Source organism: Pseudomonas sp. N-137 (genome assembly GCF_034555295.1).
Taxonomy (GTDB): Bacteria; Pseudomonadota; Gammaproteobacteria; order Pseudomonadales; family Pseudomonadaceae; genus Aquipseudomonas; species Aquipseudomonas rhizophila.
This window is the reverse complement of the sequence record NZ_JAXUDQ010000004.1, coordinates 312,484-336,579: the sequence shown is the minus strand read 5'-3', so window position 1 is coordinate 336,579 and position 24,096 is coordinate 312,484. Positions and strand designations below refer to the sequence as shown.

At 60.7% G+C, this 24,096-nt stretch carries 22 protein-coding genes; 7 read left to right on the top strand and 15 right to left on the bottom strand.

From position 1 onward, the window contains the following. Positions 1–161 precede the first annotated feature (161 nt). Complete coding sequence (locus T3A99_RS01990) at positions 162–1,670, bottom strand: sigma-54-dependent transcriptional regulator (RefSeq protein ID WP_047227043.1); 1,509 nt, start codon at positions 1,668–1,670, stop codon at positions 162–164. A 209-nt stretch (positions 1,671–1,879) separates the two neighbouring features. After that, positions 1,880–2,785 carry a LysR family transcriptional regulator gene (locus T3A99_RS01985; protein WP_274089929.1) on the bottom strand — a complete coding sequence of 302 codons (906 nt, stop codon included), beginning with the start codon at positions 2,783–2,785 and terminating at the stop codon, positions 1,880–1,882. A 112-nt stretch (positions 2,786–2,897) separates the two neighbouring features. Between T3A99_RS01985 and T3A99_RS01980 the strand changes: the two genes are divergently transcribed. Both T3A99_RS01980 and T3A99_RS01975 read left to right on the top strand, forming a co-directional pair. Further along, the gene (locus tag T3A99_RS01980; protein WP_047227041.1) at positions 2,898–3,776 is read left to right on the top strand and encodes an MBL fold metallo-hydrolase; all 879 of its coding nucleotides are present in this window, start codon (positions 2,898–2,900) and stop codon (positions 3,774–3,776) included. A 197-nt stretch (positions 3,777–3,973) separates the two neighbouring features. Beyond that, positions 3,974–4,588: an NAD(P)-dependent oxidoreductase gene (locus T3A99_RS01975; protein WP_047227040.1), complete on the top strand. Its 615-nt coding sequence runs from the start codon at positions 3,974–3,976 to the stop codon at positions 4,586–4,588. A gap of 31 nt (positions 4,589–4,619) precedes the next feature. On the opposite strand, the gene T3A99_RS01970 is transcribed toward T3A99_RS01975, so the two are convergent. The 11 genes from T3A99_RS01970 to T3A99_RS01920 form a co-directional block, all read right to left on the bottom strand. Next, positions 4,620–4,949 (bottom strand): GlpM family protein, encoded by a 330-nt coding sequence (locus T3A99_RS01970; RefSeq protein WP_173407518.1) that lies wholly within the window; start codon positions 4,947–4,949, stop codon positions 4,620–4,622. A 26-nt stretch (positions 4,950–4,975) separates the two neighbouring features. Then, the gene (locus T3A99_RS01965; protein ID WP_047227038.1) at positions 4,976–6,304 is read right to left on the bottom strand and encodes a sigma-54-dependent transcriptional regulator; all 1,329 of its coding nucleotides are present in this window, start codon (positions 6,302–6,304) and stop codon (positions 4,976–4,978) included. After that, entirely contained in the window at positions 6,301–8,202 is a 1,902-nt protein-coding gene (locus T3A99_RS01960; protein WP_188252001.1) for a sensor histidine kinase, read from the bottom strand. The genes T3A99_RS01965 and T3A99_RS01960 overlap by 4 nt, the downstream gene beginning before the upstream one ends. A 160-nt stretch (positions 8,203–8,362) precedes the next feature. Next, positions 8,363–9,097 carry an amino acid ABC transporter ATP-binding protein gene (locus tag T3A99_RS01955; RefSeq protein ID WP_047227036.1) on the bottom strand — a complete coding sequence of 245 codons (735 nt, stop codon included), beginning with the start codon at positions 9,095–9,097 and terminating at the stop codon, positions 8,363–8,365. After that, positions 9,094–9,765 carry an amino acid ABC transporter permease gene (locus T3A99_RS01950; protein ID WP_047227035.1) on the bottom strand — a complete coding sequence of 224 codons (672 nt, stop codon included), beginning with the start codon at positions 9,763–9,765 and terminating at the stop codon, positions 9,094–9,096. The genes T3A99_RS01955 and T3A99_RS01950 overlap by 4 nt, the downstream gene beginning before the upstream one ends. Beyond that, the gene (locus tag T3A99_RS01945; RefSeq protein WP_047227034.1) at positions 9,765–10,511 is read right to left on the bottom strand and encodes an amino acid ABC transporter permease; all 747 of its coding nucleotides are present in this window, start codon (positions 10,509–10,511) and stop codon (positions 9,765–9,767) included. Before T3A99_RS01945 ends, T3A99_RS01950 begins: the two co-directional genes overlap by 1 nt. Positions 10,512–10,704: 193 nt before the next feature. Further along, positions 10,705–11,619 carry a glutamate/aspartate ABC transporter substrate-binding protein gene (locus T3A99_RS01940; protein WP_047227033.1) on the bottom strand — a complete coding sequence of 305 codons (915 nt, stop codon included), beginning with the start codon at positions 11,617–11,619 and terminating at the stop codon, positions 10,705–10,707. 446 nt (positions 11,620–12,065) lie between these two features. Then, positions 12,066–13,604 carry a glycerol-3-phosphate dehydrogenase gene (gene glpD / locus T3A99_RS01935; RefSeq protein WP_173406630.1) on the bottom strand — a complete coding sequence of 513 codons (1,539 nt, stop codon included), beginning with the start codon at positions 13,602–13,604 and terminating at the stop codon, positions 12,066–12,068. 329 nt (positions 13,605–13,933) lie between these two features. Beyond that, positions 13,934–14,689, bottom strand: a complete 756-nt coding sequence (locus T3A99_RS01930) for a DeoR/GlpR family transcriptional regulator (protein ID WP_047227030.1) — start codon at positions 14,687–14,689, stop codon at positions 13,934–13,936. 96 nt (positions 14,690–14,785) lie between these two features. Beyond that, positions 14,786–16,291 (bottom strand): glycerol kinase GlpK, encoded by a 1,506-nt coding sequence (gene glpK / locus T3A99_RS01925; RefSeq protein ID WP_139049301.1) that lies wholly within the window; start codon positions 16,289–16,291, stop codon positions 14,786–14,788. A 75-nt stretch (positions 16,292–16,366) separates the two neighbouring features. Next, positions 16,367–17,218 (bottom strand): MIP/aquaporin family protein, encoded by an 852-nt coding sequence (locus tag T3A99_RS01920; RefSeq protein WP_047227028.1) that lies wholly within the window; start codon positions 17,216–17,218, stop codon positions 16,367–16,369. Between the two features lie 320 nt (positions 17,219–17,538). Between T3A99_RS01920 and ybaK the strand changes: the two genes are divergently transcribed. After that, positions 17,539–18,009 carry a Cys-tRNA(Pro) deacylase gene (ybaK, locus tag T3A99_RS01915; protein WP_274089928.1) on the top strand — a complete coding sequence of 157 codons (471 nt, stop codon included), beginning with the start codon at positions 17,539–17,541 and terminating at the stop codon, positions 18,007–18,009. Between the two features lie 171 nt (positions 18,010–18,180). Further along, the gene (locus tag T3A99_RS01910) at positions 18,181–18,990 is read left to right on the top strand and encodes a PhzF family phenazine biosynthesis protein (RefSeq protein ID WP_274089927.1); all 810 of its coding nucleotides are present in this window, start codon (positions 18,181–18,183) and stop codon (positions 18,988–18,990) included. Positions 18,991–19,095: 105 nt separating this feature from the next. Here T3A99_RS01910 and T3A99_RS01905 read toward each other — a convergent pair whose 3' ends face one another. After that, complete coding sequence (locus tag T3A99_RS01905; protein WP_047227025.1) at positions 19,096–20,205, bottom strand: ABC transporter ATP-binding protein; 1,110 nt, start codon at positions 20,203–20,205, stop codon at positions 19,096–19,098. Further along, on the bottom strand, positions 20,202–21,122 hold the full coding sequence (gene argF / locus T3A99_RS01900; protein WP_047227024.1) for an ornithine carbamoyltransferase: 921 nt from the start codon (positions 21,120–21,122) through the stop codon (positions 20,202–20,204). The genes T3A99_RS01905 and argF overlap by 4 nt, the downstream gene beginning before the upstream one ends. A gap of 194 nt (positions 21,123–21,316) precedes the next feature. Between argF and T3A99_RS01895 the strand changes: the two genes are divergently transcribed. From T3A99_RS01895 to T3A99_RS01885, 3 genes are all read left to right on the top strand, one after another. After that, the gene (locus tag T3A99_RS01895; RefSeq protein ID WP_257220644.1) at positions 21,317–21,442 is read left to right on the top strand and encodes a hypothetical protein; all 126 of its coding nucleotides are present in this window, start codon (positions 21,317–21,319) and stop codon (positions 21,440–21,442) included. A 47-nt stretch (positions 21,443–21,489) separates the two neighbouring features. Continuing rightward, entirely contained in the window at positions 21,490–21,777 is a 288-nt protein-coding gene (locus T3A99_RS01890; protein WP_047227023.1) for a hypothetical protein, read from the top strand. A 131-nt stretch (positions 21,778–21,908) separates the two neighbouring features. Next, a complete protein-coding gene (locus T3A99_RS01885) occupies positions 21,909–24,017 on the top strand; it encodes a molybdopterin oxidoreductase family protein (RefSeq protein ID WP_188251999.1) in 2,109 nt (702 codons plus the stop codon). The last annotated feature ends 79 nt before the right edge of the window (positions 24,018–24,096 follow it).

The following is a 24,096-nucleotide window of genomic DNA, read 5'->3' as shown; positions in this document are numbered from 1 at the left end:
CAGTACAGGTGGAGGTCGTTTTTGAGCCAGGTTCCGGATACGCCGCAGGTCCCAATGTGGGAGCGAGCCTGCTCGCGATAGCGGTGGGTCAGCCAGCACGGATATTGACTGATACATCGCTATCGCGAGCAGGCTCGCTCCCACAGAGGGCAGCAGCGTGCTTACGGCTTGCCGGAAATCCCGTATTTACGCAACCGATGGGCAATCGCTGTATGGGAGGTTTGCAGGCGGCTGGCGAGCTGGCGGGTCGAGGGGTAGTTGACGTAGAGGCTTTCGAGCAGATGTTTTTCGAAGGCTTCCACCGCTTGCTCAAGGCTCTCGACTTCCACGTCACCCTGGCGCGCCACAGACGTGCCGGCAATGTCCAGGTCGCCAATGTCCACCAGGCTGCTTTCACAAATGGCCGCGGCGCGGAAGATCACGTTCTGCAATTGCCGCACATTGCCCGGCCAGCGGTTGCCCAGCAGCGCCGGGTAGGTGCCGGGGGCCAAGCGGCAGACCGGGCGCTGGATTTGCGCACAGGCCTGCTGCATGAAGTAGCGCGCCAGCAGCAAGATGTCCTGGCCGCGTTCACGTAGCGGCGGCACTTCGACGTTGAGCACGTTCAGGCGATAGAACAGGTCTTCGCGGAACGAACCTTCGCTGACCATTTTTTCCAGGTTGCGGTGGGTCGCGCTGAGGATTCGCACGTTGACCTTGATTTCCCGGTCGCCGCCGACCCGACGGAAGCTGCCATCGTTCAAGAACCGCAGCAGCTTGGCTTGCAGGTAGGGCGACATCTCGCCGATTTCATCGAGAAATACCGTGCCCTGGTTCGCCAGTTCCATCAGCCCCGGCTTGCCACCCCGTTGCGCGCCGGTGAAGGCGCCGGGGGCGTAGCCGAACAGTTCACTTTCGGCCAGATTCTCCGGCAGCGCCGCACAGTTCAGGGCCAGGAACGGCGCGCCGTGGCGGGCACTGATGGCATGGCAGGCCCGGGCCACCAGCTCTTTGCCCGTGCCGGTTTCGCCCTGGATCAGCAACGGTGCATCCAACGCCGCTACCCGCTGGGCCCGGGCCTTGAGGGTGCGGATCGCCGGGGATTCGCCCAGCAACGCGTCAAACCCTTCGGCGTGGTCGTGGTGCAGCGCCGATAGGCGTTCGCCGATGCGGTTTGGCTGATAGAGGGTCAGCAACGCACCGGCGTTTGTAATGGGCGTGGCGTCCAGCAGTAAGGTCTGGCCGTTGAGGGTGATTTCCCGAAGCGGCAGGCGGAAACCATTCTCCAGCAGAGCGACCAACAGGGCTTCGTCACCGAACAGCTCGGCAACGCTTTCCCCGGCCGGTTCACGCCCGTACAGGGCGATCAACGCCGGGTTGGCCAGCAATACGTGGCCGGCGCTGTCGAGGGCCAGTACCGGGTCGGTCATGGCCGCGAGCAGGGCGTCGAGCTGCAAATGCCGACGCTGGCCGGGCAGGATGTCCACCACGGTGACCGCCTGCACGCCCCGCACGCTGAACAGCGCCTCGCGTAATTCGTCCAGCACCTGCGGGCTGAGGGTCGGGGCATCGATGTAGACGTTGGGCGGCACCATCTCCACCGCATCCAGATTGAGATTGCGCCCACCGAGCAGCGCCAGGACTTCCTGGGTAATGCCGACGCGGTCGATGAAACTGACGTGGATACGCATGGGGCGGTTCTGGGTTCTGGAATACGGAGGGTGGCAAGTATGCCTTGGGGCGGGCTATTGGTGAAATCCTGGTGCAGTACTTGAGAACGGCGGTGACCCCCTGTGGGAGCGAGCTTGCTCGCGATAGCGGTGTGTCAGTCAATAAAAGGGTGGCTGACACGCCGCCATCGCGAGCAAGCTCGCTCCCACAGAAGTCCCTCAGGCGGCAGCTACAACCCAATATCCCACTCCGGCCTCTCGGGAAACTTGAGCACCAAAAAATCCAGCAGGCTGCGCAGCGCCGACGGCATGTGTTTGCGTGAGGCATACACCGCGTACATGTTCATCCGGCGGGGTTCGGCGTGGGGTAACAGGCGGATCAGTTCGCCGTTCTTGATGTGGGTGCCGGCCTGGTAGCTGGGCAGCATCGCCACGCCCGCACCGGATATCGTTGCCTGCAGCAATGTGCTGGCTTCGTTGGCGCTGATGTTGCCCTGCACCGGCACCGAGACCTGCTCGCCGTCCTGCTCGAAATGCCACAGGCTCTTGCCGACGTAGGAGTGGGTCAGGCAGTTGTGCCGGCTCAAATCCTCGACCCGTTGGGGCGTTGGGTGTTCACGCAGGTAGCCGGGCGAGGCGCAGATCACCGAGCGACAGACTGTGAGGCGCCGGGCAATCAGGTTCGGGTCCAGGTCGTTGCTCATGCGGATCGCCAGGTCGATGCGTTCGTCCACCAGGTTCACGGTGCGGTCGAGCATTTGCAGGTCGACGCTGACCCCTGGGTAGCGCACGACGAACTCGGTCATGGCTGCCGCCAATTGGGCCTGGCCGAACGAGGTGCTGGCGCTGATGCGCAGCATACCCCGTGGCGCATCGTCCGACGTACTGACGGCGGCCTGCATGTCGCCGGACAGATCCAGCATCTGCCGACAGCGCGGCAGGATCTCCAAACCCGCGGCCGTCAGGCTCAATTTGCGGGTGGTGCGATGCATCAGCCGGGCACCGACCCAGTCTTCCAGTTCCGCCAGATACCGTGACACCACCGGTCGTGACAGGTCCAGGTGTTCGGCTGCTGCCGACTGACTGCCCAGTTCCACCACGGCGACGAACACTTGCATTGCTTGTAGACGATCCATGATTTGCCCGATTTCAGAAACAAACTATGTCCAAGCATCGCATTTTTTGAAACGAGTCAGGTCCCTAAGCTGCGCTCATTCCCAATCGGGCTTATGCACAACGGAGCACAACATGACCGGATCCACCTTATTCAAGCGTCTGCTGCTGACCAGCGCTTCGATGATTTTTGCGGCCAACACCTGGGCAGCCGACCTTGCCCTGGAGGTCTACAACCCTGGCGCGACGGCCGTTTTCCCGGTGACCTCGGTATTGGTCAGTGGGGAAAAAGAAGTGGTGTTGGTGGACGCCCAGTTTGGCAAGTCCCAGGCCGAACAGGTGGTGCAGAAAATCCGCGCCAGCGGCAAGCAATTGACCACGATCTACATCAGCCACGGCGATCCCGACTACTATTTTGGTCTGGAGACCCTGACCGCCGCGTTCCCGGATGCCAAGGTGCTGGCCTCTGCGCCGACCGTTGAACACATCAAGCACACCATGGACGGCAAGTTGAAATATTGGGGGCCGATCCTCAAGGCGGATGCGCCGAGCAAAGCGATCGTACCCCAGGTACTCAAGGGCGACAGCCTGACCCTGGAGGGCAAGCGCTTGCAGATCATCGGTCTTGATGGCCCGCAACCGGACCGCAGCTTCGTGTGGATCCCGTCGATCAAGGCGGTGGTCGGCGGCGTCGTGGTGGCCGAGAACATTCACGTCTGGATGGCCGACACGCAGACGCCGCAGTCCCACAAGGATTGGCTGGCGACGCTGGAGGGCATTGAAAAACTGCAACCGAACACTGTGATTCCCGGCCATTACCTGGGTGATAGTGCCCGGTCCCTGGCTCCGGTGAAATTTACCGCCGAGTACATCAAGGCCTTCGACGAAGAAACCGCCAAAGCCAAGGACTCCGCCGCCCTGATCGCCGCCATGAAGCAGCGCTACCCCGATCTGGGGGAAGACAGCTCCCTGGAGCTCAGTGCCAAGGTGGCCAAGGGTGAGATGAAGTGGTGAATACCGATCTTTGATCAGAGCACCGTTGTGGCGAGGGGATTTATCCCCGCTGGGTTGCGCAGCAACCCCAAAACAGGCGAAGCGCTCCGTCTGATAAACCTCAATGTCAGCTATAGGGCTGCTACGCAGCCCAGCGGGGATAAATCCCCTCGCCACAAGAGCCTGTATTTCAACATCGCTAACCAATGGAGAACATCATGAGCAAAATCGCAATCATCGGCGCCACCGGTCGGGCTGGCAGCCAGTTGTTGGAAGAAGCCCTGCGTCGTGGCCACAGCGTGACGGCCATTGCCCGTAACACGGCCAAGATCGGTAAGAGGGCCGGTGTGGTCAGCCAGCAGTTGGATGTATTGGACAGCGAGGCCTTAATCGCAGCGGTAGCCGGTCATGATGTGGTGATCTGCGCCGCCCATTTCGCCACCGTGCCGGCCGACAAGGTCATCGCCCCAATCAAGGCTGCCGGGGTCAAGCGCTTGCTGGTGGTGGGCGGGGCCGGTTCGTTGCTGCTGCCGGACAATAGCCGTGTGATCGACAGCGAAGGCTTCCCTGAGGAATACCTCGCCGAAGCCAGCGCCGGAGCATTGTTCCTGGACGTGCTGCTCAAGGAACAGGACCTGGACTGGACCTTCCTCTCGCCCTCGGCGGAGTTCGTCGAGACCGAGCGCACCGGTCAGTTCCGTATCGGCAAGGATCACCTGCTGTTCGACGCCGCCGGGCGCAGCTGGATCAGCTTTGCCGATTACGCCATTGCAATGATCGATGAAGTGGAGACGCCGCAGTTTTCGCGGCAGCGCTTTACCGTCGGTTATTGAGCCACTGGTTAGGACAGGCGCTCCTACGGGGTCAGCTGTGGAGTCTCATCCACACGCTGACCAGCACCGTCGCCGCCATCAGCCACGCCACCGCCGCCACGGCCAGCGAAGCCTCCAGGCGCATCCGGTCGACCATCACATACAGCGTCGCCAGGTAGACGAAGTAGGGGATGATCGACCACATGCCAAACACGATGGTGGTTTTCAGATCGTCCACCGAGCGGCCCTTGCCGACAATGTAGTGGGCGATCAGGGCGAAGGTGGGAAACAGTGGCACCAGTCCGGCGATGTAATAGTTCTTGGTCTTGGCGAGCATCGCCAGGATGACCACCACGGCGGCACCTAGCGCTGCTTTGAAAATCAGGTCCACAGGTTTACTGCCCCAGGTTAATGGCTCAGGCCATATTTTTTGACTTTGTCGAACAGCGTGGTCTTGGCCATGCCCAGTTCGAGACTGGCCTGGGTCAGATTGCCACCGCTGCGTTGCAGGGCGTCCACCAGCAGGTTGCGTTCGAAGGCTTCCACCGCTTCGGCGAAGGCCAGGCCCTGGCTGGCGCCGCTGGCCCCCGACTTCTTGAAGGCCGGCAGGCCGAGTGCATAGCGCTCGGCGACGTTGCGCAGTTCCCGCACGTTGCCCGGCCAGTCGTGGCTCATCAGGTTGGACAGCGTCTGGTTGTCCAGCTCCGGGACCGTGCGGTCGAAACGCAGGGACGACTGCTGCAGGAAATGCTCGAACAGTTGCAGAATGTCTTCGCGGCGCTCGCGCAGGGGCGGCAGTTCCAGGGTCACCACGTTGAGGCGGTAATACAAGTCGCTGCGAAACTGCCCGGCCCGGCCCAGTTCGTCCAGGTCGGACTTGGTGGCGGCGATGACCCGGCAATCCACGGCCACACTCTGGTTCGAACCCAGCCGCTCGAGGGTGCGTTCCTGCAACACCCGCAGCAACTTGATCTGCAAGGGCAGGGGCATGCTTTCCACTTCATCGAGAAACAGCGTGCCGCCGTCGGCGTGCTCGATCTTGCCGATCCGTCGTTTGCCGGCGCCGGTAAAGGCGTTGGCCTCGTGGCCGAAAATCTCGCTTTCGAACAGGTTCTCCGGCAGGCCGCCGCAGTTGAGCGCGACGAATTGTTTGCTGTGACGTCGGCTGAAGTCGTGCAGGCAGCGCGCGACCAGTTCCTTGCCGGTGCCGGTTTCACCTTCGATCAGCACGTTGGCCGAGGTGTCGGCTACGTTGGCGATCAGTTCTCGCAGGTGCTGCATGGCCGGTGAACGGCCGATGATCCGGCCTTCCAGGGAGTCGCGTTCGGCCAGTTGCCGGCGCAGCGATGAAACCTCCCGGGCCAGGCTGCGTTGCTCCAGGGCGCGGCGGGCGACGTCCACCAGGCGTTCGGGGGAGAAGGGTTTCTCCATGAAGTCATAGGCGCCTTTTTGCATGGCGCCGACGGCCATGGAGATGTCGCCGTGGCCGGTGATCAGCACCACCGGCAGGCTGCGGTCCCGGGCCTTGAGGCGGGTCAGCAGCTCCAGGCCATCGATGCCCGGCAGGCGAATGTCGCTGATGACGATGCCGGCAAAGTCATCGCCGACCCGCTCCAGGGCCTCTTCGGCGCTGCCCACGCCGATGCAGGGAATGTCTTCCAGGGACAGGGCCTGCTGGCAACCCAGCAGGACATGGGGGTCGTCTTCGACGATCAGTACGCTCAGGTCGTTATTCATGGCTGCTCGGCAGGTAAAGGGCTTACCAACGGTAAACTGAGGGCAAACGTGGTTCCACCTTCGGCCGGGTGTTCGACCTCCAGATGCCCGCCCGCGGCGGCGGCCAGGCTCGCCGAAAGGGTCAGGCCCAGGCCCAGGCCCTGTTCGCCGGGTTTGGTGGTGAAGAAGGGTTCGAACAAATGCTTGCGCGCCTCGGGATCGATGCCATGGCCGTTGTCCCGCACCCGCAGGCGATATTTGCCATCCGAGGCAGTGCCTTCAAGCCACAGCCGCGGCTCGGGTTGGCTCTGCATGGCGTCCAGGGCGTTGCCGATCAGGTTCACCAGGATTTGTTCAAGACGCGTCTGGTCGATCTGTACCTGCACGTCATCGTAACCGGCATGCACCTGGATCTTCAGGCTTTCGAGGCGGCTGCCCAGCAGTTGCAGCGCGGCTTCGACCGCCTTGCCGAGGCTGGCCCGGCCCTGGTCGTCCCCGCGCCGGGCGAAGGAGCGCAGGCTGGCGGTGATCCGGCCCATGCGGTCGATCAGGTCGTTGATGGTCTTGAGGTTGGCGCTGGCGATATCCAACTGGCCCCGCTCAAGAAAGCGCACGGTGTTGCCGGACAGGGTACGCAGCGCGGCCAGCGGCTGGTTGAGTTCATGGGCGATGCTGGTGGACATCTGGCCAATGGCGGCGAGTTTGCCGGCCTGCACCAGTTCGTCCTGGGCCCGGCGCAACGTCTCTTCGGCCTGCCGCCGTTCGCGGATCTGGCCCTTGAGCCGTTCATTGCTGGCCCGCAGGTCGGTGGTGCGTTCGGTAATCCGACGTTCGAGCTGGTTGTTGGCTTCCTGCAAGGCCTCCCGGGCAGCGAGGCGAGTGGCGATGACCTTGCGCCGCTCGTTCCAGGCGATCAGCAGGAAAGCCACCAGGGCGAAGGCCACGGCCACCAGGATGCCCTGGTTGATTGCCTGGCGACGCAGGTCTTCAAGTGGCGTCAGCAGGGTGAAATTCCAGGGTGTGTCGCTCAGGGGACGGGTCTGTGACAGATAGCTGATGGGCCGCTCGTCGGACACCAGTTCGGCGTTGGCCGGGAAGGTCAGTTTTTCCATGCCTTCGGCCAGGCGTTCCCGAGCCAGGGGAACCAGCTCGTTCAGTGGGAACCAGTAATACTGCAGGCTGCGGGCCAGGCGCTCTTTGGTTTCGTCGCTCAGCGGTCGCACGGACTTGAGCCGCCGCGCCGGATCGCTGGACAAAATGATGATGCCATTCTCGTCGCTGACGAAGGCTTCCAGGCGCGCGCGCTGCCAGCGCTCTTCCATGGCTTCCAGGCGCACTTTGACCACCGCCACGCCGATGATCTTGCCCTGCTGTTCCAGACCATGGGCCAGGTAATAACCAGGCTCGCCGCTGGTGCTACCGATGCCATAGAAGCGCCCGGGCTGACCGCGTACGGCGTTCTGGAAATAGGCGCGAAAGGACAGGTCTTCACCCAGGTAACTGTCGACGTCGCGCCAGTTGCTGGTCGCCATGACCCGGCCTGTGGTGTCCATCACATAAATGGCCCGACTGCGGCTGCGCCGGTTCAGGCCTTCGAGGTATTCGTTGACGGTCTTGCGATGCTCGGGCGTGGGGTCGTCGAGCAGTTGCGATACGCTGGATTCAAGCTCCAGCAGGCTGGGCAGGTAGGTGTATTTGCTGATCTCGCTCTCGACCGCACGGGCGTGCAGCTCCAACTGGCGCTCGCCGTTCTCGCCCAGGCTGCGAATGCCGTAGTGCTCACTGATCCAGAAGCCGAGGTAACCCAGGCCGATCATCAGGGCAATGATCAGCGGCGGCAGGAACAGATGGCGAATCAGACGAGGCTTCACGGCGAGTGATGGCGGCGCGGCGCGATAGAGAGTGGGGTCGCATTTCATCACAGAAGCCTTGGGTCAACCACAACACAAATCGACAAACCAACACTGCTCCCTTGTGGGAGCGAGCTTGCTCGCGATGACTGCTGATCAGTCGACAATAAGGTGACTGGCAGTCCGCTATCGCGAGCAAGCTCGCTCCCACAGTGGGGAGCGGTGTTGTTTAGTGCTGCAGGATTTTCTCAAGGAAATGCTGCGCACGTTCGGAGCGGGCGCTGATGTCGCCGAAGAACTCTTCCTTCTCGCAGTCTTCGATGATCTGGCCCTGGTCCATGAAGATCACCCGGTTCGCCACTTTGCGGGCGAAGCCCATTTCGTGGGTCACGCACATCATGGTCATGCCTTCGTGGGCCAGTTGCACCATCACGTCGAGCACTTCGTTGACCATTTCCGGGTCAAGGGCCGAGGTCGGTTCGTCGAACAGCATCACGATCGGGTCCATCGCCAGGGCACGGGCAATCGCCACGCGCTGCTGTTGGCCGCCGGAGAGCTGGCCCGGGTGCTTGTGGGCATGGGCCGACAGACCGACCCGCTCAAGCAGTTGCAGGCCTTTCTGGGTGGCTTCTTCCTTGCTGCGGCCCAGCACCTTGATCTGGGCGATGGTCAGGTTTTCGGTGATGGTCAGGTGCGGGAACAGCTCGAAGTGCTGGAACACCATGCCAACGCGCGAGCGCAGTTTCGGCAGGTTGGTCTTCGGGTCGGCGATGGACGTACCGTCGACCACGATGTCGCCTTTCTGGAACGGCTCCAGGGCGTTCACGCATTTGATCAGCGTGGACTTGCCCGAACCCGACGGGCCGCACACCACCACAACTTCACCCTTGCTGACCTCGGTGCTGCAATTGGTCAGTACCTGGAAGTCCCCATACCACTTGTTGATGTTCTTGATAGAGATCATACGGCGAACCTTTTTTGCAGACGCTTGACCAGCAGCGAGGCGGCAAAGCTGATTGTGAAGTACACGAGACCTGCGATGATCAGGAACTCATGGGAGCGGCCGATGATGTCGCCATTGGCCCGCGAAGCATTGAGGAAATCCACCAGACCGACGGTGTAGACCAGCGAGGTGTCCTGAAACAGGATGATGCTTTGTTGCAACAACAGCGGGGTCATCTTGCGAAACGCCTGGGGCAGGATGATCAGGCGCATGGTCTGGCCATAATTCATGCCCAGCGCCTGGGCGGCGCCCATCTGACCCTTGGGGATCGACTGCACGCCGGCCCGCACGATTTCGCAGAAGTAGGCCGCCTCGAACATCATGAACGCCACGACGCAGGAGCCAAACGCACCGATAGGGGTGTCTTCGCCGGTGATCCAGCGCAGTACGAACGGCACCGCCAGGTAGAACCAGGTGATGACCAGCAGCAGCGGGATCGAGCGGAAATAGTTGACGTAGGCCCCGGCAATGCTGGAGATCAGCTTGTTGTGGGACAGGCGCATCAGCGCCAGGATGGTTCCCAGGATGATCCCGCCGACGACGCCCAGGGCCATCAGCTTGAGCGTCATCACCATGCCGTTCCACAAACCGGGAATGGCCGGGATGATGCCAGTGAAGTCGAGTTCCATTATTTACCCCCCACGGAAATCAGGCCGGGCACCGCGACTTTCTTCTCGACCATGCGCATGAGCAGCATCAGGCTCATGTTCAGGGTGAAGTAGATCAGTGTCGCCAGGGTGAAGGCTTCGAACAGGTTGGCGGAGAACTCGGCGGTCTGTTTGGTCTGTGCAAGCAATTCCATCAGGCCGATCAGCGAGGCCACGGAGGAGTTCTTGAAGACGTTCAAGAATTCCGAGGTAAGCGGCGGAATGATGATCCGGTAGGCCTGGGGCAGCAGCACGTTCCAGTAGATTTGCGGCAGCTTGAAGCCCATGGCCCGGGCGGCGGATTCCTGGCCGCGCGGCAGCGCCTGAATACCAGTGCGAACCTGTTCGCAGACCCGCGCGGCGGTAAACAGGCCCAGGCACACGACGACGCTCAGGTAGGCCGAGGTCGTGGGGTTCAGGTCCTGCTTGTACCACTCCTGCAGGTCCGCAGGCAGCAAGTCGGGCACCAGGAAGTACCAGATGAACAGCTGAACCAGCAGCGGTACGTTACGAAAGAGCTCCACGTAGCCGGTGGCGATACCCGACACCAGCCGGTTCGGCACGGTGCGCATCACGCCCAGAACCGAACCCAGCAGTAGGGCGATGATCCAGGCCGCGACGGCGATGGCGATGGTCCAGCCCAGGCCGGCCACGTACCAGTCGAGATAAATCTCGCTGCCGATGCCGGTGGACTTGAAGAACACGCCCCAGTCCCAGTTGTAATTCATTAGGGTCTCCCCTCAGATCGATCGATATGCAAATACCCGCCTGGGGAAGCTCCATTCCCACCTGACCCTTGAAGGGCAGGCACACACGATCGGCTCGACAGCCACCGGTTCGAGTGTTTCCAGATATGCCAGCAGGGAGTGACCATCCCCTGAAAGCGCAAAAGCACTTCCAGGGGACAAGGTTAGTCAGGAATCAGGATTTCTTTTCGTCGGCCGCTTTGTCGGTCGGTTCGGCGATCAGTTTCTTGAGCTCTTCGCTCATCGGGAAGTTCAGGTTCAGGCCTTTTGGCGGAATTGGCTGCATGAACCATTTTTCGTAGATCTTGTTGATTTCGCCAGAAGCGTAGGTGGCCTTGATGGCGTCATCGACGGCTTTTTTGAACGGCTCGTCGCCCTTGCGCATCATGCAACCGTAGATTTCGAAGGACTGCGGGGTGCCGGTCACGGCCCAGTCGCCTGGTTTCTTGGCCTTGGCCATTTCACCGGCCAGCAAGGCGTCGTCCATCATGAAGGCAACGGCACGGCCGCCTTCGAGCATGTTGAACGATTCGCCGTGGTCCTTGGCCGAGATCACGTTCATGCCCATTTGCTTATCGGCGTTCATGGACTTGAGGATGCGCTCGGACGTGGTGCCGGCGGTGGTCACGACGTTCTTGCCCTTGAGGTCGTCGAAGTCCTTGTACTTGGAGTCCTTCTTGGACAGCAGCTTGGTGCCGATCTCGAAGATGCCAACAGAGAAATCAACCTGCTGTTGACGCTCGACGTTGTTGGTGGTGGAACCGCATTCCAGGTCGACGGTGCCGTTTTGCACCAGTGGGATACGGGTTTGCGAGGTCACCAGGTTGTACTTGACCTGCAGGTTCGGCACGTCCAGTTCTTTTTTCAGGGCTTCGACGACTTTCAGCTGAATGTCGTGGGAATAGCCGACCGGTTTGCCGGAGGCGTCCGCGATATAGGAAAACGGAATGGAAGCGTCGCGATGCCCGAGCGTGATGACGCCGGACTCTTTGATCTTTTTCAGCGTACCGGTCAGTTCGGCAGCGAAAACCGGGGTGCTGATCAGAGCGGCAGCAATGGCTGCGCCCAGGAGATGGGGAACGATGCGCATCGATATTTCCTCGACATTGTTTTTCTTATTCAGCCGGTTCGTCGGCCCTGAGTGCTTCGAAGTACCTGGCAGCTCCTGTTGTGTTGGCATGCAGGCATTCGTCTCGAAGGAGTGTAGAGCATGAGTCGTGCCAGACCAGTTGACTCACATTAACTGTTTGTTTTTAAACGTAATTAATCTTTTTTCTGATTTTTTCCACAGGTTGTTTATCCGGTTGGCCGAATTGACTGGTGAGTCTTGTTCGGAAAACCGAATGCATTCCGGCCTCTCCATGTCTTGTGAGAGCGAGCCTGCTCGCGATAGCGGTCTGCCTGGCGAGACTTATGTTGAAGTTGATGGCCTCATCGCGAGCAGGCTCGCTCCCACAGAGGGCGGCGGTGTATGCCAGATAGCAAAAAGCCCCTGAATCGCCTGATTCAGGGGCTTTCGTATAAGCGGTTAACCGATCAGGCCGCTTCGATCTTGCGACGGTTGTGCTCCACCTTGTCCAGGTATTGCTGCAGCTTCTGCTGTTCGGCCGCGGTGGTGAACAAGCCAAGTTTGCTGCGGCGCCACAGGATATCGTGGGCATCGATGGCCCATTCATCGCTGCACAGGTAGTCGACTTCCCGGGTGTAGAGGCCCGCGCCGATGTATTCGCCCATGTCACCGAGGTTGTGCACGCCTTCAAGCATGCGCCAGGTGCGGCTGCCATAGGTGGTGGCCCAGCGACGGGCAAGCTCGGTCGGCACCCAGTCGAATTTGTCACGAATCGCCGAGCACAGCGCTTGCGGGGTGGTCATGTTTTCGCCGCCGGGGAGGGTAGCCACGGCAGTCCAGCTGGGGCGCATCTGGGTAAAATACGGGGCCAACTGCGCCATGGCCGACTCGGCCAGTTTGCGGTAGGTGGTCAGCTTGCCGCCGAACACCGACAGCAGCGGGGCTTCGTCCGCACTGCCCGACAGCGCCAGGGTGTAGTCCCGGGTGACGGCCGATGGGTTGTCGGATTCATCGTTGCACAACGGCCGAACACCGGAATAACTGTGCAGGATATCGTCGCGGCTGATCTGCTTCTTGAAGTGCGCGTTGACCACTTTGAGCAAATAATCGGTTTCGCCCTCGGTGATCGCCACTTTGGCCGGGTCGCCGGTGTATTCGCGGTCGGTCGTGCCGATCAAGGTGAACTGGTTCAGATACGGAATGGTGAAGACGATGCGCTGGTCTTCGTTCTGAAGAATGTGCGCGTGCTCGCCTTCGTAGAGTTTCGGCACGATCAGGTGGCTGCCCTGGATCAGACGAATGCCGTAAGGCGACTCCAGCTTCAGGTCGTCGCGAATGAACTTGGCAACCCAAGGACCGGCCGCGTTGACCAGCGCCTTGGCGCGGATCGAAAACAGGCTGCCGTCGGCGCGTTCCAGATGCAAATGCCACAAGCCTTTACTGCGACGGGCGTTCACGCAACGTGTGCGAGTGTGGACATGGGCGCCTTTTTCCCGGGCGGCCATGGCGTTGAGCACCACCAGGCGCGCATCGTCGACCCAGCAGTCGGAGTATTCAAAGCCTTTAGTGATCTCGCTTTTCAGCGCGCTGTCGGCGCCGAATTTCAGGCTTTTGGAACCGGCAAGTTGTTCGCGCTTGCCCAGGTGATCGTAGAGGAACAGTCCGGCGCGAATCATCCAGGCGGGGCGCAAGTGCGGGCGGTGGGGCAAGACGAAGCGCATCTGCTTGACGATGTGCGGAGCCTTGGTCAACAGCACTTCGCGCTCGGCCAGCGCTTCGCGCACCAGACGGAATTCGTAATGTTCGAGGTAGCGCAGGCCGCCATGGATCAGCTTGCTGCTGGCCGAGGAGGTGTGGCTGGCCAGGTCGTCCTTTTCGCAAAGGAACACCGAGAGGCCGCGACCCGCTGCGTCTGCGGCAATCCCTACGCCGTTGATCCCGCCGCCAATGACGGCGACGTCGTAAACCTCAGCGAGAGGGGGCGTAGGCAAGGTAGAAGTGGGCATCGGCTGGCCTCGGGCTTTTTTTCGAAATATTTGAATTCGAACATTAATGTTCATTTGCGAAAATACTAGCCCATAAACTCGGCAACAGCCAGCAGACTTCGATTGAAAATACTGATCAAAGGAAGCTGAAAGGAAAATTTTCGAACATGAAGCGGGTCGCTGATGTGGTCGGAGATGCTTTTGTGGCGAGGGGATTTATCCCCGCTGGGCTCACAGCAGCCCTAAAACCAGGCGACTCGGTATATGAGGCAAATTGAGTTGACTGTATTGGGGCTGCTGCGCAGCCCAAGCGGGGATAAATCCCCTCGCCACAGGGTTTCGGGGGGAGCTCAGACCACTTCCAACCGAATCTTGTGCTGGCTCAGCAATTGCGCCAGGGCCGGCACGGGTTGCTGATCGGTCACCAGGCAATCGATCAGGCTGATCGGTCCCAGCCTGACCATGGCGTTGCGCCCGAATTTGCTGGAGTCCGCCGCCAGCAGCACCTGCCGGGCGTTGGCGATGATCGCCTGGGAGACCCGCACTTCCTGGTAGTCAAAATCCAGCAGGCTGCCGTCTTCATCGATCCCGCTGATGCCCACCAGGGCGAAGTCGACCTTGAACTGGTTGATGAAGTCGACGCTGGCCTGGCCTACCACGCCTCCGTCGCGTCTGACATTTCCACCTGCGATCAGGACTTCGAAGTCGTCCTTGGCGCTGAGGATCGAAGCTACGTGCAGATTGTTGGTGATGACCTTCAGGTGGTTGTGATTGAGCAGCGCCCGGGCGATGGATTCGGTGGTGGTGCCGATGTTGATGAACAGCGAGGCATGGTCAGGGATCTGGGCGGCAATGGCTTCGGCGATGCGTTGCTTCTCGTCGCGCATCTGATCGGCGCGCATGGCGTAGGCGGTGTTCTCAACGCTCGAATCATAGGCCGCGCCGCCGTGGTAGCGACGCAGCAGGTTCAGTTCCGCCAATTGATTGATGTCGCGGCGGATGGTCTGCGGGGTGACAACGAATAGCTGCGCCATTTCCTCGATGCTGACGTAGCCGCGTTCGCGGACCAGTTCGAGGATTTGCTGCTGACGGGGAGGCAGATTCATGGGGCTTCCTTTGGGCTGCCATACAAAATTTGCCCATGATGCCGCAGGAATCCCCTCCCGACCAGTTTCACGACCCTCGTCGTACCCAGCTTCGGCTTATTCAGCGTCTTCGTGAGGTTCCCAGTCGCGGGTGCGGCTGACCGCTTTCTGCCAGCCGGCGTAGAGTTTTTCCTTGGCCTGCTCGTCCAGTTGCGGTTCGAATTCGCGCTCGATCACGGCCTTGCCGCGCAGTTCTTCCAGGCTGCCCCAGAAACCACACGCCAGGCCGGCCAGATACGCGGCGCCCAAAGCCGTGGTTTCCCGCATTTTAGGGCGTTCGACCCGGGTGCCGAGAATGTCCGCCTGGAACTGCATCAGGAAGTTGTTCGCTACCGCGCCGCCGTCCACGCGCAGGGCCTTGAGGCGTTCGCCCGAATCCTGCTGCATGGCGTCGAGTACATCGCGGGTCTGGTAGGCAATCGACTCCAGCGCTGCACGAATGATGTGGTCGACCCGCACGCCGCGGGTCAGGCCGAACAGCGCGCCACGGGCATAGGGGTCCCAGTAGGGGGCGCCCAGGCCGGTGAAGGCCGGTACCAGGTACACGCCGTTGCTGTCCTTGACCTTGTTGGCGAAGTATTCGGTATCGAGGGCGTCATTGATGATTTTCAACTCATCGCGCAGCCACTGCACGGTGGAGCCGCCGTTGAATACCGCGCCTTCCAGAGCATAGGCCACTTCGCCGCGAGGACCGCAGGCGATGGTGGTGAGCATGCCATGATTGGATTTGACGGCTTTGTCGCCGGTGTTCATCAACAGGAAGCAGCCGGTGCCATAGGTGTTTTTCGCCTGGCCTGGCTCCACGCACATCTGGCCGAACAGGGCGGCCTGCTGGTCGCCGGCGATGCCACCGATGGCGATGCCGCTCTTGGTGCGGCCATAGATTTCCGAGGACGACTTCACTTGCGGCAACATTTCGCGAGGGATGTCGAGAATCTCGAGCATCTTCGCGTCCCACTCCAGCGAGTGAATATTGAAGAGCATGGTGCGCGAGGCGTTGGTGTAATCGGTGACGTGGACTTTGCCGCCGGTAAATTTCCAGATCAGCCAGCTGTCCACGGTGCCAAACAGCAGTTCGCCGTTACGTGCGCGTTCGCGGCTGCCTTCGACGTTGTCCAGGATCCACTTGAGCTTGGTGCCGGAGAAATACGGGTCGGTGACCAGGCCGGTGGTTTCGCTGATGTACGGTTCGTGGCCGTCACGCTTGAGTTGCTGGCAGATCTCGGTGCTACGTCGGCACTGCCAGACAATGGCGTTATAGATCGGCCGGCCGGTGGTCTTGTCCCAGACCACGGTGGTTTCGCGCTGGTTGGTGATGCCGATCGCGGCGACCTGGTCATGATGCAGGCCAGCCTGGGCCAAGGCTTCGACCATCACCGCGCTCTGGGTGGCGAAGATTTCCATCGGGTCGTGTTCGACCCAGCCGGCCTGGGGGTAATGCTGGGCGAATTCGCGCTGGGCGGTGCAGACCACATTGGCGTCGCGGTCGAAAATGATCGCCCGCGAGCTGGTCGTACCCTGGTCGAGGGCAATGATGTAGTTCTTGTTCTGAATGTCGGTCATGTCGATTGCCTTGGGACGTGAATAAGGGGTGAGGCCTGGCGCACGCTTGAGCGGGCAGAGTGTGCGCCGATTGTTTCAGGATGTTCTGGGTTTGCCGTCAATGGCCGGTTTTGCATCCTTTGTAACAGCCACGGCGCTGGGCAGATGGCGGGCAATCAACCCGCGATAGGCCGCAGCGCCCAGGCATGCACCCACGATCGGTGCAAAAATCGGAACCAGGAAGTACGGGATGTCGCGTCCACCCGTGAGGGAAATTTCACCCCACCCGGTGAAGAAAGTCATCAGTTTAGGGCCGAAGTCTCGCGCCGGATTCATCGCGAAGCCCGTCAGCGGTCCCATCGAGCTGCCAATTACCGCGATCAGCAGGCCGATCAGCAGTGGCGCCAGCGGGCCGCGGGGCAGGCCATTGTTGTCATCGGTCAGGGACATGATCACGCCCATCAGAATGGCGGTGATGATCACCTCCACCAGAAACGCCTGGCCAGTGGACAGCGCCGGGTGTGGATAAGTGGAGAACACCGAGGCCAGTTCAAGGCTGGCTTCTGAGCCACGAATCATTTGCCGGGACTGTTCGAAATCGAAGAATAGATTGCTGTACAGCGTGTAGACCAGCAGCGCGCCACAAAAGGCGCCGGCCACCTGGCAAATAATGTAGAAGGGCAACTTACGCTTTTCAAAGTCGGTGAAAATACACAGCGCGATGCTGACGGCGGGGTTCAGGTGTGCGCCGGAAACGCCGGCACTGAGGTAGATCGCCATGCTGACACCGACACCCCAGATGATACTGATTTCCCACAGACCGAAACTCGCACCCGCGACCTTGAGCGCTGCAACGCAGCCAGTGCCGAAGAAAATCAGCAGGGCAGTCCCCAGGAATTCGGCCAGGCATTGGCTGGAAAGGGGGGGCTGTTGTAAAGCAATTGTCATTCAAACCTCGGTTTTTGTTGTTGTCTGGCGCGTCCGGTAAAGCCCGATCGCGCGTTCAGCGCCGAGGTAGGATCCTCATCCTGAACTCGGGGTGTTGGTTGAGACCTGCATTTCTGTTTTCAGTTTCGAAAAAATATAGACAAGAAACGCTGGTGTCAAAGGTCGAAAGTGAACCATTGGTCACATTTAAACTATTCGTGGTGTGAATGACTGTTTCGCTCACGCTAAGTCACTGGGGTTGGCAGCCCAGTTCCAGCGCCTTTTGGCCGACGATGACTTAGAATCCGGCCACGCTTATTCGAATTTCCTCAGGAGCGATCATGACCCCGGCATTGGATCTGCTTAAAAAGGTGCGCGCCGAGCATCGCATTCACAGTTATGAACACGATCCCAAGGCAGCCTCCTATGGTTTGGAAGCGGCAGAAAAGCTTGGACTGGATCCGGCGCAGGTCTTCAAGACGTTGTTGGCGGCCAGCGAAAAACACGAGTTGTTGGTGGCGGTGGTGCCCGTGGTCGGCAGCCTGGATTTGAAAGCCCTGGCCCAAGCCGCCGGCGTAAAAAAAGTCGAGATGGCCGACCCCGCGGCCGCCCAGCGTTCGACCGGTTATCTGCTCGGTGGTATCAGTCCATTGGGGCAGAAAAAACGTCTTCGCACTTTTATCGACAGTTCTGCCCAGCCGTTCGCCAGCATCTTTGTCAGTGCCGGAAGGCGGGGGCTGGAGGTAGAGCTGGCGCCTGCGGTACTGGCCGAGCATACCGGGGCGGCGTTTGCGGATATCGGGCGTGCTTGAAACCGGCGCAGGGCGTGAGCAAGTACCGTTGTCATAATGGTGTCGGGCTTAGGCTTGGGTGGCTGCCGGGGCCTTCGTCCTGGGCTGTAGGGTGAAAATTCGTCGGATCTGTCACTGGAAAAGCAGTAGCTGGGCACTCATGCTCATGCATCAATAACAAGGAGAAGTGCCATGCAGCTTGCGTTTCATCAAGTCGATGCGTTCAGTGATCGGCCGTTTGGCGGCAATCCGGCGATGGTCTATCGGCTCGACGCCTGGCTGGCCGATGACTTGATGCAAAGGATCGCCGCCGAACATAACCTGGCTGAAACGGCCTTTCTGGTGCGTGAAGGCCAGCATTGGCATATTCGCTGGTTCACGCCCACCACCGAGGTACCGTTGTGCGGGCATGCCACCTTGGCCAGCGCCCATGTGCTGTTCGAGGTCTATCACGAAACCGTCGAGCGACTGGACTTCATCTGTCGATCCGGGGCGTTGAGCGTCACTCGCGAAGGTGATCGGCTATGGCTGGATTTTCCAGCCATCGTCCCCAGCGAGTTGGGTGCATCCCTGGTGGTCCAGGCTGCCCTGGGCGTGGAAGCGGTGGACGTGTTGAGCTCCAACGAACTGTTCGTCGTGCTGGAGTCGGAGCAGGCGGTGCTCGATTGCAAGCCGGACATGGCGGCCCTGGCGAAGCTGCCGTGGCCGGGCGCAATCGTGACTGCGCCGGGAAGCCGGCATGATTTTGTCTCGCGCTATTTCGCCCCGGCGATTGGCATCAATGAAGATCCGGTCACGGGCTCGACCCATTGCAGCCTGATTCCTTACTGGTCTCGGCGCTTGGGCAAGCTGGGGCTGGCGGCTTATCAGTGCTCGGCCAGGGGCGGCGAACTGTTCTGCCGACTTGAGGGAGAGCGGGTGAAGATTGGCGGGAATGCGACGTTGGTGGCCAGTGGGACGTTGATGTTGGGGGGAGCCGGTAACCTCATCTCAAATCTCTGAGGTCAAAATGTGGGAGCGAGCCTGCTCGCGATAGCGTTGGTTCAGCTTGCATCGATGCTGAATATGCCTACGCCATCGCGAGCAGGCTCGCTCCAACAATTGCTTCTAGCTGGCAGTACTGTAGCGCCGCACGCCGCTTTCCACGGGGGGTATGTGGGCCGCCGTGCTCCCTGACGCCTGGAACAACACCAAGTGTTCAGCCGCTACGCGGATGCCGACGTTGTCCCCCACCAGATGGTCGGCATGGCTCGGGAAAATGGATTCCAGCTGCGCTCCGGTCGGCAATTGCAGGCGATACAGGGTTGAAGCCCCCAGGAACGTCTTGCCGACAATCCTGCCTGTGAGCGGACTGTCCGGTGCGTAGACGATATCGTCCGGGCGCAGCAGCACATCCACCGCACCACCGATGGGCCAGGTGTAGGCCCGATTGCCGCGCAGGATACCCAGCTCGGTTTGCACCGATTCCGGGCTGTCGAGCTGGCCGCGAATGAAGTAACCCTGGCCAATGAAGCTGGCGACAAATGGCGTCAGCGGTTCATGGTACAGATTGTAGGGCGTATCCCACTGTTCCAGCCGACCCTCCTTGAATACCCCGACATGGTCGCTCACCGCGAAGGCTTCTTCCTGATCGTGGGTTACCAGAATCGCGCTGGTGCCGCGGACCTTGAGAATGTCCCGCACTTCATGGCTGAGCTTGCGTCTGAGCTCACCATCGAGATTGGAGAACGGTTCGTCGAGCAGCAGCAATTGCGGTTCCGGCGCCAGGGCGCGAGCCAGGGCCACACGTTGTTGCTGACCCCCGGACAGTTCATGGGGAAAGCGCTTGCCCAGGCTCTTCAGGTTGACCAGCTCCAGCAGTTCCTCGACCACGCGGTCCTTGTCCGGATGCTTGCGAATGCCAAACGCAATGTTCTCCGCCACGCTCAGGTGAGGGAACAGCGCATAGTCCTGAAATACCATGCCGATGCGGCGTTTTTCCGGGGCGAGGGTGAAACCGGCGCGGGAGATGGTTTCCCCCGCCAGCTGGATCTCACCTTCCTGTACCGGTTCGAAACCGGCGATGGCTCGCAGCGTCGTGGTCTTGCCACACCCGGACGAGCCGAGCAGGCAACCGATATCCCCGGCATTGAGGTGCAGGTTGAGGTTCTGGACGACGCGCTGGTTTTGATAACCGCAAGTCAGGTTCTGCAGATTCAGTAGCAGGGTATGGCTCATGCGTGGTGGTACGCCGGCTCGACCAGAAACTCGAGCAAGGCCTTTTGTGCGTGAAGGCGATTTTCTGCCTGATCCCATGCCACGGAGCGTGGATCGTCCAGCAGGTCGACGCTGATCTCCTCGCCGCGATGGGCCGGCAGGCAGTGCATGAACAGCACGTCAGCGTCCGCCAGGTCGAGCAGAGCGCGGTTGACCTGAAGTGGCGCGAACAGTTTCAGACGCTTGGCGGTTTCTTCTTCCTGGCCCATGGAGGTCCAGACATCAGTGCTCACCAGGTGCGCGCCGGCCACGGCCTGTTTCGGATCACGGACGATGGTCACCCGGCTCCCGGCCTTGGCCACCAGCTCGGCACTGGGGTCGTAGCCTTCCGGGCAGGCGATGCGCAGCTGGAAGTCGAACTGGATCGCGGCTTCTATATAGCTGTTGCACATGTTGTTGCCATCGCCGACCCAGGCCACGGTCTTGCCCTGAATGGAGCCGCGGTGTTCGAGGAACGTCTGCATGTCGGCCAGCAACTGGCAGGGGTGCAAGTCATCGGACAGACCATTGATCACCGGTACGCGCGAGTGCGCCGCAAACTCAGTCAGCGTGCTGTGGGCGAAGGTACGGATCATCACCGCATCAAGCATGCTCGACATGACGATGGCGCAGTCGCCGATCGGTTCGCCACGGCCCAGCTGGGTGTCGCGGGGCGACAGGAAGATTGCCTGGCCGCCGAGCTGGATCATGCCGGCTTCGAAAGAAATACGGGTGCGGGTCGATGACTTCTCGAAGATCATCCCCAGCACACGGTTTTTCAGGGGCTCGAACAGTACGCCGCGATTACGCAGGTCCTTGAGCTCCACGCCTCGACGGATCACGCCGAGCAACTCGTCGGGCGTGAAATCCATCAGGGAGAGAAAGTGCCTTGCGCTCATGATTGACTACCTTTTGTCACTGATCGCAGATGCTCAAAGCCTTGTTTCATGAAAAAACGGGCGAGACCTGCGGCAAAAGCCGCACGGGGCGACGAAATAGGGGAAGGCGCGATCTTATAAGGAAATGTCGCGTCTTACCAATAGGGCTACAGTTTTAGGGGATTTCAACGAGGTCATAGCAGGTTGGCGAAGACATGTATGAAGCCGGTTTCCTGACAGCAGCCACCCATTTGTACACCGGCCTTGCGCAGCTTGGCAATCAAACCGGGGCGTTATTGAATGATTTGGCCGGCCTGTTCCTGGGCGTGAATATTTCCTAATGCCAGGGCCTGGGTTATAAATGAACCTCAGACGCAGGAGCCCCGAAATGGATTCGAAAGAGCAACAACTGATGGAACTACTGGGGCTGACAGCGCGCTCCCTGACTCACCTGACTGCCTCGGTGACGTCCATGTCATTCGAGTTGCTGCGCAGCGATGACGAGGTGACCAAGGCAGCAGGTCGACGCATGATCGATCGCATGGCCACCATCAGCAGCGGGCTCGACGAGCATTGGCGATTGATCGGAGAGTTGACGGGCGTGCCCATTGCTCACGAGCAAGTGGAAACCATCGAGGAAATCCAGTTGCTGGCGCCGCCTTCCGAGCAGCCTTGAGCTCACTGCATCGGCGGGCCTGATGCACGGCAATTCACAGGACGAACGTCGCTGGCGCAGGGGGGGATCACGCGCCATAGTTTTGTTCCCGCGGCCGAAAGCGCCCGTTACGAATAAAATAGAGGCTGGCCATGACCAAGACTCTCCACCACCGTGCGTGCCATCTGTGCGAAGCCATCTGTGGCTTGACCCTTGAAACCACCGAGACCGAAGGCCAGGGCCTGGCGATCACCTCGATCAAGGGCGATCCACTGGACAGCTTCAGTCGCGGCCACATCTGCCCCAAGGCGGTAGCGCTGCAGGATATTCAGAACGATCCGGATCGCCTGCGCCAGCCCATGCGGCGGGTCGGTAGCGAGTGGCAGCCTATTGCCTGGGACGATGCCTTCGCGCTGGTGGCCGAACGTCTGGCGGGCATCCAGGAACGCCACGGTCAGAACGCGGTAGCGGTCTACCAGGGCAATCCCAGTGTGCATAACTATGGGCTGATGACCCACAGCAACTATTTTTTGGGCCTGCTGAAGACGCGCAGCCGATTTTCGGCGACTTCGGTGGACCAACTGCCTCACCACCTGACCAGTCACCTGATGTACGGTCACGGCCTGTTGTTGCCAATACCGGACATCGATCACACCGACTTCATGTTGATCCTGGGCGGCAACCCGCTGGCCTCCAATGGCAGCATCATGACCGTGCCGGACGTGGAAAAACGCCTCAAGGCGATCCAGGCCCGTGGCGGTAAAGTGGTGGTGGTCGATCCGCGTCGCAGCGAAACGGCGGCTATTGCCGACCAGCATGTGTTCGTGCGCCCGGGTGGCGATGCCGCTTTGTTGTCTGGTGTGCTCAATACCCTGTTCAGCGAGGGCTTGACCCGTGACAGTCACCTGCCGGTGGATGGCCTGGAAGACGTGCGCCAGGCCGTCGCGACCTTCACGGCTGAAGCGATGAGCCCGCTCTGTGCTGTGCCGGCTACGCAGATCCGGCAGTTGGCCCGGGACTTCGCTGCCGCGCCTTCAGCGGTCTGTTATGGGCGGATGGGCGTCTCGACCCAGGCGTTCGGCACGCTGTGCCACTGGCTGATTCAGCTGATCAACCTGGTGACCGGCAATCTTGACCGGGTCGGTGGGGCCCTGTGTACCGAGCCTGCGGTGGACCTGGTTGCGACCACCTCGGGAGGGCATTTCAATCGCTGGCAAAGCCGGGTGTCCGGGCGTCCCGAGTACGCGGGCGAGTTGCCGGTTTCGGCTCTGGCCGAGGAAATGCTCACCGAGGGCGAAGGCCAGATTCGTGCGCTGGTCACCGTGGCGGGCAACCCGGTGCTGTCCACTCCCAACGGACGGCAACTGGAGCAGGCGCTGGACGGGTTGGAGTTCATGGTCAGCGTCGATCTGTACATCAACGAAACCACGCGCTACGCCGACCTGATCCTGCCATCCACCTCGGCCCTGGAAAACGACCATTACGACACCACGTTCAACCTGTTCGCGGTGCGCAACGTGACCCGTTTCAACCGAGCGATCCTGCCCAAGCCCGAAGGGGCGCTGCACGACTGGGAAATTTTCGTCGGTCTGGCCAAGGCTTTCGCTGCCCGAACCGGCAAGGAACTCAAACCGACCATGCCGCCGGCGCAAATGATCGATTTCGGCCTTCGTGCCGGCGCCTATGGCGACGCCTCGCCGCATAAGCTGTCCCTGGCGACCTTGTTCGACCATCCCCATGGCATCGACCTGGGCGCCCTCAAGCCCAACCTGGCGCCACGCTTGAAAACCGAAAACCAGCGAGTGCAGGCTGCACCGGCGGTCATTCTTGCCGACCTCACGCGCTTTGCCGGGTTGCAGGCACCACAGGCGGATGAGTTGCTGATGATTGGCCGACGTCATGTGCGCAGCAATAACTCCTGGATGCACAATTTCCACCGCCTGGTGAAGGGCAAGCCGCGTCATCAATTGCTGATGCACCCGGAGGATCTGAGCAGTCGCGGGTTGAGCGACGGGCAGCGGGTGAAAGTCAGTTCGCGGGTGGGTATGCTTGAAGTCGAGGTGCAGGGTAGCCTGGACATGATGAAAGGCGTGGTCAGCCTGCCCCACGGTTGGGGCCATGCCCGGCCGGGCGTGCAGATGGCCATTGCCAGCGCCCAGCCCGGTTCGAGCGCCAATGACCTGACCGATGACTGTCAGCTGGATGAGTTGTCTGGCAATGCAGCGCTCAATGGGGTTCCGGTGAAGGTGGTGGCTGCGTGAATTTGTCTCTCGGGGAGACCGAGCAGCGTGCTCGGCTTTCCGTTACAATGCGCCACCGTGTCGACAACTGAAGTCGCAA

Excerpts from the sequence above, each read along its gene's own strand:
- T3A99_RS01945 (WP_047227034.1), bottom strand. The coding sequence starts at position 10,511 with ATGAATTACAACTGGGACTGGGGCGTGTTCTTCAAGTCCACCGGCATC.
- argF (WP_047227024.1), bottom strand. The coding sequence starts at position 21,122 with ATGAGCGCAAGGCACTTTCTCTCCCTGATGGATTTCACGCCCGACGAG.
- T3A99_RS01905 (WP_047227025.1), bottom strand. The coding sequence starts at position 20,205 with ATGAGCCATACCCTGCTACTGAATCTGCAGAACCTGACTTGCGGTTAT.
- T3A99_RS01985 (WP_274089929.1), bottom strand. The coding sequence starts at position 2,785 with ATGGATCGTCTACAAGCAATGCAAGTGTTCGTCGCCGTGGTGGAACTG.
- T3A99_RS01930 (WP_047227030.1), bottom strand. The coding sequence starts at position 14,689 with ATGAATCTGCCTCCCCGTCAGCAGCAAATCCTCGAACTGGTCCGCGAA.
- T3A99_RS01975 (WP_047227040.1), top strand. The coding sequence starts at position 3,974 with ATGAGCAAAATCGCAATCATCGGCGCCACCGGTCGGGCTGGCAGCCAG.
- T3A99_RS01920 (WP_047227028.1), bottom strand. The coding sequence starts at position 17,218 with ATGACAATTGCTTTACAACAGCCCCCCCTTTCCAGCCAATGCCTGGCC.
- T3A99_RS01980 (WP_047227041.1), top strand. The coding sequence starts at position 2,898 with ATGACCGGATCCACCTTATTCAAGCGTCTGCTGCTGACCAGCGCTTCG.
- T3A99_RS01960 (WP_188252001.1), bottom strand. The coding sequence starts at position 8,202 with ATGAAATGCGACCCCACTCTCTATCGCGCCGCGCCGCCATCACTCGCC.
- T3A99_RS01940 (WP_047227033.1), bottom strand. The coding sequence starts at position 11,619 with ATGCGCATCGTTCCCCATCTCCTGGGCGCAGCCATTGCTGCCGCTCTG.
- T3A99_RS01965 (WP_047227038.1), bottom strand. The coding sequence starts at position 6,304 with ATGAATAACGACCTGAGCGTACTGATCGTCGAAGACGACCCCCATGTC.
- T3A99_RS01890 (WP_047227023.1), top strand. The coding sequence starts at position 21,490 with ATGGATTCGAAAGAGCAACAACTGATGGAACTACTGGGGCTGACAGCG.
- T3A99_RS01885 (WP_188251999.1), top strand. The coding sequence starts at position 21,909 with ATGACCAAGACTCTCCACCACCGTGCGTGCCATCTGTGCGAAGCCATC.
- T3A99_RS01955 (WP_047227036.1), bottom strand. The coding sequence starts at position 9,097 with ATGATCTCTATCAAGAACATCAACAAGTGGTATGGGGACTTCCAGGTA.
- ybaK (WP_274089928.1), top strand. The coding sequence starts at position 17,539 with ATGACCCCGGCATTGGATCTGCTTAAAAAGGTGCGCGCCGAGCATCGC.
- glpD (WP_173406630.1), bottom strand. The coding sequence starts at position 13,604 with ATGCCCACTTCTACCTTGCCTACGCCCCCTCTCGCTGAGGTTTACGAC.
- T3A99_RS01950 (WP_047227035.1), bottom strand. The coding sequence starts at position 9,765 with ATGGAACTCGACTTCACTGGCATCATCCCGGCCATTCCCGGTTTGTGG.
- T3A99_RS01895 (WP_257220644.1), top strand. The coding sequence starts at position 21,317 with ATGTATGAAGCCGGTTTCCTGACAGCAGCCACCCATTTGTACACCGGC.
- T3A99_RS01990 (WP_047227043.1), bottom strand. The coding sequence starts at position 1,670 with ATGCGTATCCACGTCAGTTTCATCGACCGCGTCGGCATTACCCAGGAA.
- glpK (WP_139049301.1), bottom strand. The coding sequence starts at position 16,291 with ATGACCGACATTCAGAACAAGAACTACATCATTGCCCTCGACCAGGGT.
- T3A99_RS01910 (WP_274089927.1), top strand. The coding sequence starts at position 18,181 with ATGCAGCTTGCGTTTCATCAAGTCGATGCGTTCAGTGATCGGCCGTTT.